The 13,345-nt window shown below is 63.1% G+C and carries 12 protein-coding genes; 9 read left to right on the top strand and 3 right to left on the bottom strand.

The window, feature by feature from the left end; genetic code table 11:
• Nucleotides 1-59 precede the first annotated feature (59 nt).
• Complete coding sequence (locus IC234_RS11430) at nucleotides 60-881, top strand: transporter (protein ID WP_190924595.1); 822 nt, start codon at nucleotides 60-62, stop codon at nucleotides 879-881.
• Between the two features lie 99 nt (nucleotides 882-980).
• A complete protein-coding gene (locus tag IC234_RS11425; RefSeq protein WP_190924593.1) occupies nucleotides 981-1,433 on the top strand; it encodes an META domain-containing protein in 453 nt (150 codons plus the stop codon).
• 59 nt (nucleotides 1,434-1,492) lie between these two features.
• On the opposite strand, the gene IC234_RS11420 is transcribed toward IC234_RS11425, so the two are convergent.
• Together IC234_RS11420 and IC234_RS11415 are read right to left on the bottom strand one after the other, a co-directional pair.
• Nucleotides 1,493-2,845: a M20/M25/M40 family metallo-hydrolase gene (locus IC234_RS11420; protein WP_190924591.1), complete on the bottom strand. Its 1,353-nt coding sequence runs from the start codon at nucleotides 2,843-2,845 to the stop codon at nucleotides 1,493-1,495.
• Nucleotides 2,846-2,849: 4 nt separating this feature from the next.
• Nucleotides 2,850-6,290: a pyruvate carboxylase gene (locus tag IC234_RS11415; protein WP_190924589.1), complete on the bottom strand. Its 3,441-nt coding sequence runs from the start codon at nucleotides 6,288-6,290 to the stop codon at nucleotides 2,850-2,852.
• 202 nt (nucleotides 6,291-6,492) lie between these two features.
• On the opposite strand from IC234_RS11415, the gene IC234_RS11410 reads away from it, so the two are divergent.
• The 7 genes from IC234_RS11410 to IC234_RS11380 all read left to right on the top strand — a co-directional run bounded on the left by IC234_RS11410 (nucleotide 6,493) and on the right by IC234_RS11380 (nucleotide 12,876).
• Entirely contained in the window at nucleotides 6,493-7,209 is a 717-nt protein-coding gene (locus IC234_RS11410) for an SDR family NAD(P)-dependent oxidoreductase (protein WP_190924587.1), read from the top strand.
• Between the two features lie 132 nt (nucleotides 7,210-7,341).
• The gene (locus IC234_RS11405) at nucleotides 7,342-8,667 is read left to right on the top strand and encodes a cryptochrome/photolyase family protein (protein WP_190924585.1); all 1,326 of its coding nucleotides are present in this window, start codon (nucleotides 7,342-7,344) and stop codon (nucleotides 8,665-8,667) included.
• 50 nt (nucleotides 8,668-8,717) lie between these two features.
• A complete protein-coding gene (locus IC234_RS11400) occupies nucleotides 8,718-9,347 on the top strand; it encodes a TetR/AcrR family transcriptional regulator (protein WP_190924583.1) in 630 nt (209 codons plus the stop codon).
• 89 nt (nucleotides 9,348-9,436) lie between these two features.
• Complete coding sequence (locus IC234_RS11395) at nucleotides 9,437-10,741, top strand: ABC1 kinase family protein (protein ID WP_190924581.1); 1,305 nt, start codon at nucleotides 9,437-9,439, stop codon at nucleotides 10,739-10,741.
• A gap of 71 nt (nucleotides 10,742-10,812) precedes the next feature.
• A complete protein-coding gene (locus IC234_RS11390; protein ID WP_190924579.1) occupies nucleotides 10,813-11,358 on the top strand; it encodes a hypothetical protein in 546 nt (181 codons plus the stop codon).
• Nucleotides 11,359-11,399: 41 nt separating this feature from the next.
• A complete protein-coding gene (locus tag IC234_RS11385; protein ID WP_190924577.1) occupies nucleotides 11,400-12,278 on the top strand; it encodes a dienelactone hydrolase family protein in 879 nt (292 codons plus the stop codon).
• Nucleotides 12,279-12,405: 127 nt separating this feature from the next.
• Complete coding sequence (locus tag IC234_RS11380; RefSeq protein WP_190924575.1) at nucleotides 12,406-12,876, top strand: Mpo1 family 2-hydroxy fatty acid dioxygenase; 471 nt, start codon at nucleotides 12,406-12,408, stop codon at nucleotides 12,874-12,876.
• A 16-nt stretch (nucleotides 12,877-12,892) separates the two neighbouring features.
• On the opposite strand, the gene IC234_RS11375 is transcribed toward IC234_RS11380, so the two are convergent.
• Nucleotides 12,893-13,309, bottom strand: a complete 417-nt coding sequence (locus tag IC234_RS11375) for a hypothetical protein (RefSeq protein ID WP_190924572.1) — start codon at nucleotides 13,307-13,309, stop codon at nucleotides 12,893-12,895.
• Between the last annotated feature and the right edge of the window lie 36 nt (nucleotides 13,310-13,345).

Below are 13,345 nucleotides of genomic sequence, written 5' to 3'. Positions count from 1 at the left end.
AATTTCCAGAAAACGCAACCCTGAATGAACCATGCCGTAGCGGGGCGGGTCTGGAGAACATGCGAAAGACCACTCTGCTGGCCGCCGCCGCCCTGCTGGGCAGCCCCGGCCTCACCCTGGCCCAAAACACCGCCGAGGAAAACAACCCCAATGTGGATGCCCCCTTTGTGCGGAACATTCGCGCCGACCGTCCCGGCCAAACCATCACGGCCCAGGTACTGCAGCCCGGCCGCTTTCAGCTCGAAACGGGCTTCCAGCGGCAGTTTGGCGGCAGCAGCCTGGCCCAGAGCTTGAGCGCGGCCACGCTGCGCATCGGTTTTTTCAATAGCATGGAGCTGCGCGTGACGCAGGGCTACCGCCATAATGGCCCCACCATGACCACCGAGGCCGGCTTGGTGGAGGCCCGGGGCTACGCGCCCACGGTCATCGGCACCAAGCTCATGATTTCGCCTAACTACGACACTCGCACCCAGGTCGCCATCATGGTAGAATCGGCCGTGCCGGGCACGGGCAGCGCGGCCCTCAAGGCCACCACCTGGGCCCCCACCGGCCGCCTGCTGGTGAGCGAGCAACTCGGCGAGCGGTTTGGCCTGGAAGGCAACTTTGGCTTCAGCCAGCCCGGCATCACGACAGCCGATATCAGCAAAGGCCAGTTCCTCGGCTCGCTGGCTCTCAACGGGCCGCTGAGCCAGAAAGCCGGCTTTTTTGTGGAAGCATTCGGCTACGGCCGTAGCGGGCTCAACATGGGCACCACGGCGGGCCTGTACATTCGCCCCGTGCCCGCCATGCGCCTCGACGTAACGGCCGGGCAGGTGCTGGGCGGCACGGCGGCCGGCACCACCACGGTAGGCGCCGGCCTCACGTTCAAAGTGGGCAACTAACGCAAGCTCATCCTTAGCGGCGCCAACATTCAGCAAAAGCCTGCGTAATCACGCAGGCTTTTCGCGTTTGGAAAGGCCTTCCTTTAGTTGCGTTCTGCTATGCGTTCTTCCGTTCTGATTCTGGCCCTGCTGGCCACTGGCTGCAATACCCGCCCTGCCCAGGAAACTGCGGCAACTGCCCCAGCTGCCCCCACTACTCCCAACGCCCCGCTCCGCGAAACCCACTGGGTGCTGCGGCAAGTGGCCGGCAAGCCCATTTCGGTGCCCGCCAACACCCGCGAGCCTTACCTCACGCTCCGCGCCGACGGTACGGCCGAAGGCAACGGCAGCTGCAACCGCTTCCGGGGCAGCTTCTTCAGCGAAAACGAGAGTGAGCTGAAGTTCAGCCCGCTGATGAGCACGCGCATGAGCTGCCCGGCCATCGATACCGAAAACGCCTTCACCGGGGCCCTGGCCAAGGCCAACAGCTACGAAATCAGCGGCGACACCCTGCGGGTGCTGGATGCCAGCGGTGCAGCTGTGGCCCGGCTGGAAGCCGTATATCTGAAATAGGCGAATGGGCGAATGGCTAAATTGATGTCGAACTAACTCATTCACCAGTCGCCCATTGCCTAGTTCCGGTCGTCCGTCAGCGGGGGAATGCGGCTGGGCGTTTGCTTGCCGGCCACGATGCCGCTGGCGCTCTGGGCAATGGCCTGAATGACGGCCGTCATGTTGGTGAGGTCGAGGGTTTCCACTTCATCGTCGACGGAGTGATAAAGGCCGTCGGTCGGAATCTGGTCGGTGCTGATGGTGTGGGCCGGCACGCCTAGGCGGGCCAGGGTGGCATTATCGGACCGATAAAACAGGTTTTGCTCGGGGTACGGGTCGGGCTCGAAGCGGAACTTGCTGCCCGTCAGGTTGGCTTGCAGCAGCTTGCCGAAATCAGACCTCTCGTAGCCCGTGATGAAGGCCGTATTGGGGCCGAATTTGGCTTCCTTGCCAATCATCTCGATGTTGAACATGGCCGTTACCTGCGCGGGGTCGAGCTGACGGGAGAAGAACTGCGAGCCAAAACCGCCCACTTCCTCGGCGGCGAAGGCCACGAAGATGAGCGGGCGGGCATTGTCGTTGCGCTTCTTAAAGTATTCGGCCAGGGCCACCACGGCCGTCGTACCGCTGGCGTCGTCGTCGGCGCCGTTGGCAATGGAGTCGCCGGCAGCCGTGGGCTTGAGAATGCCCAGGTGGTCGTAGTGGCCCGAAAACACCACGTTTTCCTTGGCGCGCTTGGGGTCGCGGCCGGGCAGCTGGCCCACAATGTTGCGCAGCTCCACGGGCACCACCACGGCGTTGGCACTGATGCGGTAGGTGAGCGTGGCCGGGCGGGCGCCCAGCACAAATACCGTGGCGAAGGGCTTGGGCGGCTCGGCGCTAGTGGTGCCCCGGCCCAGGTAGCCCTGCAGCTGGCGGAAGGCCTTGGTCTGGGCCGTATCGACAAACACCAGCGTGTTGGCCGTGGGGTTGAGGTAGCCAAACAGCTTGCGGCGCTCCACGGGCTCGGCGCCAATGACGGCCACTGTGGGCGGCTGCGCATCTTCGCTCGACCAGTTGATGGCGGGCTGGCCAGAAACGGCCACCACCTGCGCGGGCGCCAGGGCTTGCCCGTTGATGAAGGCCCCTACCGGGCCGGTCTGGCTCTGGTACACGGTGAGCTTCTGCTCAAAGCCCGCCTGGCCCGCCAACGGCTTCAGGCCGATGCGCTTAAACTCTCCGGCCAGAAAATCGGCGGCGCGCTGGCCCCCGGGCTGGCCCGTGCCGCGGCCCTGCATGTCGTCGGCGGCCAGGGTTTGTACCACACGCGTCACGGTGGCGCCGGAAACGGCAACGGCTTTGGCAACCGGTTTGGCGGCGGGTTTGGCGGCTTTTTTCTGCGCGGCGGCGGGCAAGGCAGCCAGCATGCAGCCCAGCAAAAGAATTTTGTTCATCGGGTTAGTTAAGGGTCAGCACCAAGTCGTCGGCAGCCACGCGGGTGCCTTCGTGCAAAACTATGTCGGCCACGGTCAGGTCCTGCGGGGCGGTGATGGTGGTTTCCATCTTCATGGCCTCGATGACGAAGAGCGGCGTGTTTTTGGTGGCCGTCTGGCCGGGCTTCACCAGCACTTTGCTCAGCATGCCTTGGAGCGGGGCGCCCAGCTGGCGCGGGTTGGCCTTGTCGGCCTTGGCGTTGCTGATTTTGGTAACGGCCACCGACTGGTCGCGCACCTGCAGGTTGCGGGTCTGGCCGTTGAGGGTGAAGAAGATGGTGCGGCAGCCTTCCTCGTTCAGCGTGCCCACCGACTCCAGGCGCACGATGACAGACTTGCCCCGGGCGATTTCGATGATGGTTTCCTCGCCCGGCTTCAGGCCGTAGAAGAACACCGACGTGGGCACCTTGCTCACGTTGCCGAACTTCTGGCGGTGCGCCCAGTATTCCTCAAACACCCTGGGATAGAGCAGCGACGACAGCAAATCGGTGAACTTGGCGCCGGGGAATTTCTCCTGAAAAGCTGTCCACTCTTGGTCGAAGTCGATGGGCGCGAGGTGCTCGTTGGGCCGGTCGGTGAAGGGCGTTTCGTTCTTCAGAATGAGCTTCTGCAGCTCCTGGGGCCAGCCGCCTTCGGGCTGGCCGATGTCGCCGCGAAACAGCTCGCGCACCGACTCGGGGAAGTTCAGCCCCTCCCCGCGTTCCATCACGTCCTGGGGCGTGAGGTTGTTCGACACCATGAACAGGGCCATGTCGCCGACCACCTTGCTGCTCGGCGTCACCTTCACGATGTCGCCGAACATCTGGTTCACGTCGGCAAAGCGCTGCTTCACTTCCTCAAACTTATCAATAAGGCCCAGCGAGGCCGCCTGCGGGCGCAGGTTGGAGTATTGCCCGCCCGGAATCTCGTGCTGAAATACCTCCGACGTACCCGCTTTCAGGCCCGATTCAAAGGGGTAATACATCTCGCGCACGGCCTCCCAGTAGTTGCTGAACTCGTTGAGCGAGGGCTGGTCGAACTCGCGGTGGCGCGGCGTGCCCCGAAACATTTCCACCACCGAGTTGAAGTTGGGCTGCGAGGTGAGCCCCGACAGCGAGCCAATGGCCACGTCGATGACGTTGACGCCAGCCTCCACGGCCTTGGCGTAGGTGGCGGGCTGCAGCGACGACGTATCGTGCGTGTGCAGGTGGATGGGCAGCTTCACCGTATCGCGCAGGCCCTGAATGAGCTCGGTGGCGGCGTAGGGCTTCAGCAGGCCCGCCATGTCCTTGATGCAGAGAATGTGGGCGCCGGCGTCTTCGAGCTGCTTGGCCAGCCGGAGGTAGTAGTCGAGGGTGTATTTGGTGCGCTTGGGGTCCAGAATGTCGCCGGTGTAGCAGATGCTGGCTTCGGCCAGCCGGTCGGTTTTGTTGCGCACAAAGCCAATGCAGGCTTCCATGCCCTTCATCCAGTTCAGCGAGTCGAAAATGCGGAAGATGTCGACGCCGGTTTCGGCCGCCTGCTGCACAAACCGCTCGGTCAGATTGTCCGGGTAAGCCTTGTAGCCCACGCCATTGGCCCCGCGAATGAGCATTTGGAGCAGAATGTTCGGAATGGCTTCGCGGAGCCTGGCCAGGCGCTCCCAGGGGTCTTCGTGCAGGAAGCGCAGGGCCACGTCGAAGGTGGCACCGCCCCACACCTCGAGGCTGAAGGTCTGGGGGTGCATTTTGGCGTAGGCGCCGGCCACTTTCAGCATGTCCCAGGTGCGCATGCGGGTGGCCAGCAGGCTCTGGTGGGCGTCGCGCAGGGTGGTGTCGGTGTAGTGCACCAGCGGCTCGTCGCGCAGCCATTGGGCAAAGCCTTCGGGGCCCAACTCGTGCAGCTTCTGCTTGGTGCCGGGCGCGGGCGCCTCGTGGCCCGAGTGCGGGATGTGCGGCCGGCGCGGGTTGGCGCGCGGGTCGAGCAGGTTTTTCACGTCGGGGTTGCCGTTCACCACCGTCTCGCCGATGAAGCCCAGCAGGCGGGTGGCGCGGTCGCGCCGGGTTTCGAACTTGAACAGCTCGGGGTGGTCTTTGATGAAGTCGACGGTGGCGTGACCGGTCTGAAACTCCTCGTTGCCGACGATATTCTTGAGGAATTGAATGTTGGTTTGCACGCCGCGCACGCGGAATTCGTCGAGTGCGCGCAGCATTTTCTGGGCCGCGGCGTGCAGCGTTGAGGCGTGGGCCGACACCTTCACGAGCATTGAGTCGAAAAACGGCGACACCACCACGCCCTGATACACCGAGCCCTCGTCGAGGCGAATGCCGAAGCCGCCCGCCTGCCGGTAGGCCACAATGGTGCCGTAGTCGGGCTTGAAGTCGTTTTCGGGGTTTTCGGTGGTCACGCGGCATTGCATGGCAAAACCGGCGCGCAAGGGCTTCACGTCGGGCCCGAGGCCAATTTCGGGGTCGCTGAGCTTGTAATCGGCCGCGATGAAAATCTGGGTTTTGATAAGGTCGATGCCCGTAATCATCTCGGTCACGGTGTGCTCTACCTGGATGCGCGGGTTCACCTCAATGAAGTAGATGCGGTCGTGCTCGGGGTTCACCAGGAATTCCACGGTGCCCACGTTGTCGTAGCCCACGGCCCGCCCGATGCGCAGGGCGTACTCGTACAAGAGGTGGCGCTGGTGGTCGGGCAGGTTCATGGCCGGGGCCACTTCCACCACTTTCTGAAAGCGGCGCTGCACCGAGCAGTCGCGCTCGTAGAGGTGCACCAGGTTGCCGTGGTGGTCGCCCACCAGCTGCACTTCGATGTGCTTGGGCTTCTCCACGAACTTCTCCAGAAACACGGTGTCGTCGCCGAAGGCGTTCAGGGCCTCGTTGCGGGCTTCAAAAAAGCCCTTCTCCAGCTGCTCGTCGTCGCGGATGACGCGCATGCCGCGCCCGCCGCCGCCGGCCGCCGCCTTCAGCATCACGGGGTAGCCGATGCGGTTGGCCTCGGTTTTGGCGGTGGCGAAGTCGACCAGCTCGGCCTCGCTGCTCTCGATTTGGGGCACCTGGCACTGCTGGGCCACTTCCTTGGCGCGCACCTTGTCGCCGAGGGCTTCCATCACCTCGGGGCGCGGGCCCACGAAAATGATGCCTTCCTCGGCGCAGCGGCGCGAGAGCGTGGCGTTTTCGGACAGGAAGCCGTAGCCGGGGTGAATGGCGTTGGCCCCGTTTTCCTTGGCCACCCGCAGGATGCTCTCGATGTCGAGATAAGGCTTCAGGGGCTCGTCGTCGCGGCCTATCTGGTAGGCCTCGTCGGCTTTGTAGCGGTGCAGCGAGTACCGGTCCTCATAGGTGTACACGGCCACCGTGGGGATGTTGAGCTCGGTGGCGGCGCGCATGACGCGAATGGCAATTTCGCCGCGATTGGCGACCAGGAGTTTAGTTATGTTCATATGCGAGTAGTGGGATAAACGCGCTTACGGCGAAACTACGCCAAAGGCTGCTACCAACCTGCGTTTCCCCATTTTTTCCAGCGAAATTTCGCTATAAGAGAATCTTCGGCAAACGTTTGCATTTTCATTTGGCAGCCTTTCCGCCGAAACTTTCGCCCTGATACAGGGTTAGCAAGGCATTCGCACAGCTAAGCTTTCCCGCATGGATTTTACCGACAAAAACATTCTGCTCATCGGCGCCTCGTCGGGCATTGGCCTGGCCACGGCCCGGCTTCTGAGCTCCCTCCACGTCAACTTATTTACGGCCTCGCGCCACCTGTCGCCGGAGCTAGCCGAGCTGGGCACCACCCACATAGCCTACGACGCCACCCAGCCCGTGGGCACCGCCTTCGATGCCCTGCCCGACGTGCTGCACGGCGTGGCTTATTTCCCCGGCAGCATCAAGCTGCGGCCGTTTGAGCGCATCCCGACCGATGATTTCCAGGCCGATTTCGACCTGAACGTGCTGGGCGCCGTGCGCGTCATCCAGGCCACCATCAAACGCCTGAAAAAAGCCGAGGGCACCGCTTCCATCGTGCTGTTCAGCACCGTGGCGGCCGATACGGGCATGAGTTTCCACGCCAGCATTGCCACGGCCAAAGCCGCCGTGGAAGGCCTGACCCGCGCCCTGGCTGCCGAGTACGCCGCCAGTGGCGTGCGCGTGAACTGCATCGCGCCCTCGCTCACCAACACGCCCCTGGCCGCCGCCCTGCTCAACTCGCCCGAAAAAGTGGAGGCCGGCGGCAAGCGCCACCCGCTGCAGCGCATCGGCCAGCCCGAAGACCTGGCCTACACCGCCTCCTTCCTGCTTTCCGACCACAGCTCGTTCGTGACCGGCCAGGTGCTGGCCGTGGATGGCGGCATGGGAAAACTGAAATAGGTAGAAAAACGTCATGCAGAGCGCAGCGAAGCATCTTGCCCATCGTAAGTAATCAATTTACTATGGCGGGCAAGATGCTTCGCTGCGTTCTGCGTGACGTTCTGCTTTGCATAGATAACCCAACTTACCAACATGAAAGTCTGCCTTCTCTGGCACCGGCGCGACCTGCGCATTCACGACAATGTGGGCCTGGCGGCCGCGCTGGCCAGCGGCCTGCCGGTGTTGCCGCTGTTTATTTACGACCGCGACATTCTCGACCACCTGCCCAACAAGGCCGATGCCCGCCTCACCTTCATTTACGATGAAGTAGAGAAGCTGGCGCACGAAACCGAGGCTGCCGGCGGCACCTTTCTGGCGCGCTACGGCCGGCCGCTAGAAGTGCTGGAGCAGTTGGTGAAAGATTTCGACGTGGCCGCCGTGCACACCAACGAGGACTACGAGCCCTACGCCACCGAGCGCGACACGGCCGTGGCCAAGATGCTGAAGAAGCACGGCGCCGAGCTTCACGCATACAAGGACCAGGTCATCTTCGCCAAGGATGAAATCATGACCAAATCGGGCACTGTGCCCAAGGTGTTCGGCGCGTACCTAAAGGCCTACACCGCCAAGCTGACCGACGAGTTGCTGGAGCCGCACGACTCTAAAAAGGCGTTCAAAAAAGCCAACCTGCACCACATTTCCAAGGAGAAGGCGGGCAGCCGGCCCACGCTTAAAAGCATGGGGTTTGAGCGCAAGGAGCAGTATTTCCCGCCGGTGAAGCTGCCGGCCGAAAACCTAGTGCGCAACTACCACAAAACGCGCGACACGCCCGCCGATGAGCACGGCAGCACGCGCGAGTCGCTGAACCTGCGCTTCGGCACGCTGAGCGTGCGCGAGGTGGTGAAGCAGGCCAAAGAGCTAAACCCGAAGCTACTGGCCGAAATCATCTGGCGCGATTTCTTCATGATGCTGCTCTGGCACTTCCCCAACACCGCCACCGAGAGCTACGACCCCAAGATGCGGGACATTCCCTACCGCAACAACGAAGACGAGTTTCGGGCCTGGTGCGAGGGCCGCACCGGCTACCCGCTGGTGGACGCCGGCATGCGCCAGCTCAACGAAACCGGCTACCTGCCCAACCGCGTGCGCATGACCGTGGCCGGCTTTCTGGTGAAGCACTTATTCATCGACTGGCGGTGGGGCGAGCGGTATTTCGCCGACAAGCTCCTCGACTACGACATGGCCAACAACGTGGGCAACTGGCAGTGGATGGCCGGCACCGGCGCTATCTCGGCCCCGTGGTTCCGGGTGTACAGCCCCGAAAGCCAGCAGGCGCAGGTCGACCCCCAGATGAAATACATCAAAAAATGGGTGCCAGAAGTGGGCACGGCGAAGTATCCCAAACCGATTGTGGACCACAAGTTTGGACGCGAGCGAGCCGTGGAGGCCATTCGGGCGGCGCGCAATGCCGCGTCGTAGCATGGACTCTGCAATCAGAACCTCCCGCCTACTCAACCGGTTGTACTGCCATGGAAAAGGACCGCATCAAACAAGCCTATCTCGACTTCGTGCTCAACGAAGGCCACCCGCCGCAATCGGTGTTCAAGCTCACCCAGCAGTTGGGCGTGGCCGAAGCCGAGTTCTACCAGCATTACCCCAACTTCGAGGCCATTGACCGCGAAATCTGGGCTGATTTTGGGCGGCAGGCGCGCGAAACGGCCGCGGCCGAGCCGGTGTGGGAGGGCTACGGCAGCCGCGAGAAGCTGCTGGCGTTTTATTACACGCTGCTCGAAATTCTCAAAAACAACCGCTCCTACGCCCTGATGAGCCTGCGCCGCTCGCTGCACCGCATCCCGGCGCTCTCGCCACGCGTGCTCGATGACTTCCGGCAGGACTTTGAATATTTCGTGAGCGACCTGCTCAGCGCCGGGCGCGTGAGCGGCGAAATTGCCAACCGCCCGTTGGTGCAGGACGGCTACCCGCGCTTCTTTTGGCAGCAGGCGCTTTTTGTGCTGGGCTACTTCGCCAAGGACGACACGGTGAACTTCGAGCGCACCGACGCGGCCGTGGAAAAAGCCGTGACGCTGAGCTTCGACCTCGTGGGCCGCAACACGTTGGATTCGGCCGTGGATTTCGTGCGGTTTCTGGTAAGACGCTAACGCTGCAATGAACAGTGAACAGTGAGCAATGAACAGTGCCGTTCAATGAAATTCTGACTACCTGTTCGTTGTTCACTGTTCACTGATTTATGGACGAACCCCAAACCTCCCTGCCGACCACCAAGGTGGCCCGCGCCGCCCGCTTTGCCAAAACCGGCTTCAACGTCGGCACCAACTACATTAAGCACTACGCCAAAAAGGCCGTGGGTGCGGAGTCGACCACCGAAGACCTGCACGCCGCCAACGCCGCCGAGCTCTACGGCACGCTGAGCGAGATGAAAGGCTCGGTGCTGAAAGTGGCCCAAATGCTGGCCATGGAGAAGAACATGCTGCCCACGGCTTACGCCGAGCAGTTTGCCCAGGCCCAATACTCGACGCCGCCCCTCTCGGGCCCGTTGGTGGTGAAGGCGTTCCGGGATGCCTTCGGCAAGTCGCCGTTTCAGCTCTTCGACGAGTTCGAGCCCGAGGCCCGGCAGGCGGCTAGCATCGGGCAGGTGCATTTGGCGCGCAAAGACGGCAAAGCCCTGGCCGTGAAGGTGCAATACCCCGGCGTGGCCGACAGCATCAAGTCGGATATCCGCCTGGTGAAGCCCATTGCCCTGCGCATCATGGGGCTGAACGAAGCGCAGGTGCGGCCTTATCTGGAGGAGGTCGAGACCCGGCTGCTGGAGGAAACCGATTATAAGCTGGAACTGCGGCGCGGCCAGGAAATCGCGGCCGAGTGCCAGGGGCTGCAGCATTTGGAGTTTCCGGCCTACTACCCCGAGTTTTCTACGGCCCGCATTCTCACCATGGACTGGCTGCCCGGCCAGCACCTGAAAGAATTTCTGGCCACCAACCCCAGCCAGGAAGTGCGCAACCAAATCGGCCAGGCGCTGTGGGACTTCTACCAGTTCCAGTTCAACACCCTGCATCGCCTGCACGCCGACCCGCACCCCGGCAACTTCCTCATGCGCGCCGACCACGGCGGCACCCTCGGCGTGCTCGATTTCGGCTGCGTGAAGGACGTGCCGCAGGACGTGTACCAGCTGTTCACTGCCCTGCTGGCCCCCGAAACCATTGCCGACGAAGCCCGCCTGGCCGAGCTGCTCACCCACGCCGGCGTGCTGCGCCCCACCGATGCCCCGGCCATGCGCGCCCTTTACTTGCGCACCCTGCAGGTATCACTAGAGCTGGTGGGCCGCCCCTTCCGTCAGCCCACTTTCGATTTCGGTGACCCGGCCTACATGGCCGCCCTTTACGCCCTCGGCGACGACCTCATGGCTGACCCCGAACTGCGCAAGCAGCGCGAGCCCCGCGGCTCCGAACACTTCATCTACCTGAACCGCACCTACGTGGGCCTATTTGCGCTGCTCACGGAGCTGGGCGCGGCGGTCAAAACGGGCATGATGTAGCACGTACGTCGGCTTGTGCCCGTCCGAATGACCATTCGGGCACAAGCCGACGTACGTGCTACATTTCGGCAATGAACCTCCGAACCGAGCTGCTGCGGGAACACTCGGCGCGCCAGACCCAACGGCTGGCCGACTACGCCAGTGCCCACCCTACCGCCTTGGCTGAGCTGCTGCAACTGTTCTGGTACGGCGCGGAGCGGGAGCGCCAGCTGGCCGCCGATGTACTGGGCTGGGTGGGCGAGCGCCGGCCGAAGTGGCTGGTGCCGCATTTGCCCGGCCTGCTGGCCGCTGCCCAACCCAGCCCCGACCAACACCCGGCCGTGCGGCGGGCGGTGGTGCGGGTGCTGCAAGTTGTGCCCGTGCCCGAGGAATGGCAAGCCCTGGCTTTCGACACGTGCCTGAGGTTGCTGCGGGCACCGCGCGAACCGGTGGCCATTCGGGCCTACGCCCTCACGGCGGCTGCCCGGCTGGCCGGCCCCTACCCCGAGTTGGCTGCCGAAGTGGTATTGGCCGTCGAAAACGCCTTGAGCACCAGCACGTCGGCGGCGCTGCAGAGCCGGGCGGCGCGCGAGCTGCCAAAACTTCGCCACCTTGCGCGGGAAGTTTTGCCGGATTAGCTGTTGCGCTTGCTCATTTGCTTTCATTCTTACCCAACCCAATGTTCACTAAAAAGCTACTCACGCTGGGCGCGGCCCTGCTCAGCCTCTCGTTCTCGGCTTCGGCCCAACAGATGGCCAGCTGCTGCGCCCGCCCGGCCGCCAACCTCTCGGCTTCGGCCACCGAGGCTTTTGCCATGCTGGCCACCAACAAAGATTTTTCGGGCGGCCACGACGCGCCCCTGCCCTTCGTGTACGAGGGCACGGGCAAAGAAATCACTTTCAAAACCCCCGATGGCAGCACCGGCAAGGGCTTCGAAATCAAGAGCGCCAAGGCCAGCAACAAGTACCTGTTCGTGATTCACGAATGGTGGGGCCTGAACGACTACATCAAGAAGGAAGCCGCCACCTTCGCCGCCGAGATGCCCGACGTCAACGTCATCGCCGTCGACCTTTACGATGGCAAAATTGCCACCACCCCCGAAGATGCCGGCAAGTACATGGGCGAGGTGAAAACCGAGCGCGCCGTGGCCATCCTCAAAGGGGCGCAGGCCTACGCCGGTCCCAAGGCGCAATTTGCCAGCATCGGCTGGTGCTTCGGCGGCGGCTGGAGCCTGCAGGAAGCCCTGCTCGGCGGCAAGCAGACGGTGGGCTGCGTGATGTATTACGGCATGCCCGAGAAGGACGTGGCCAAGCTCAAAACCCTGAATTCCGACGTGCTGGGCATCTTCGCCAGTCAGGACAAGTGGATTAATCCCGAGGTGGTGGCCCAGTTTAAAAAGGACATGACGTCCGCCGGCAAAAGCGTCACCATCGAAAGCTACGACGCCGACCACGCCTTCGCCAACCCGTCGAACCCCAAATACAAGAAAGACGACGCCGCCAAAGCCCACGCCCACGCGCTGGCCTACCTGCGCGGCCGCTTCAAGTCGAAAGCGTAAGGGTTTAGCCCTGCCGTAAAAACGCGACACTTCGCGCCTCTACCCCGTGCTACAAGCGCCTTCCCACATGGGAAGGCGCTTTTTTTGCTACTTTGGTACACACTCCGCTACGCAAATTCCCACCATCATGGCCCCGCTTGCTTCCCTCCTCTCCGAATACGGCGAAAGCCATCAGAACCCCACCAACAAGTTGGTGCACTGGGTGTGCGTGCCGCTGATTATGTTCTCACTCCTCGGCCTGCTGTGGTCGGTGCCGGTGCCGGCCGCCGTGCAGCAAATCAGCCCCTGGCTGAACTGGGGCACGCTGGTGATGGCGCTGGCCCTCGTGTATTACGTGCGGCTGAGCGGGCGCCTGGCCCTGGGCATGGTGCTGGTATGGGTGGCCATGGCGCTGGCCCTGCGCGTGGTGGCAGGCGCGGCGTTGCTGCCGCTGTGGGGCATCTGCCTCATCATCTTCGCATTGGCGTGGGTAGGCCAGTTTTGGGGCCACAAGGTGGAAGGCAAGAAACCCAGCTTCCTCAAGGACCTGCAGTTTCTGCTCATTGGGCCGCTGTGGCTGCTGCATTTTGTGTACCGCCGCCTGGGCTGGGGGTACTAACGGCGCATTGCCGGGGCTATTTCACCGCTGCCCCCGTGGCGGAAACCGGCTCGTAGGTCATGGCCAGCTGCTTGGTATCGCCCGTAACGGTGAGGTCGAGCACGGCTTGCTTGGAACTGGGGTTGAGCAGCACGGCCGTGGAGCCCTCGGCAAACCGGAGCACGCCGCGCTGCCCCGGAACCAGCGTGGTTTTGCCAAAAATGCCGCCGCCCCGCGGCCGCTCCCGAATCTCGACGGGTACCGGCCCCACGTTGTGCGCCGACACGCGAAAAGCGCCGGGCTGCCCACCGCCCAGAATGAATTGCTTGCCCGCCTCAATGAGCAGGTGCGAGTGAATGGTGCCCGCGAGGGCCAGCAGCGGCAGCAGCCCAATGGCAACGAAACCCACCAGCCCGGCTCGTTGGCCTGCCAGCAGTCTAAACAGCTTTTTCATGAGAAGTGCGGTTAGTGAATTGACACCCAAAGGTCT

This window comes from Hymenobacter armeniacus (assembly GCF_014699055.1).
Classification (GTDB): Bacteria; Bacteroidota; Bacteroidia; order Cytophagales; family Hymenobacteraceae; genus Hymenobacter; species Hymenobacter armeniacus.
This window is presented reverse-complemented; position numbering and strand designations above follow the sequence as displayed.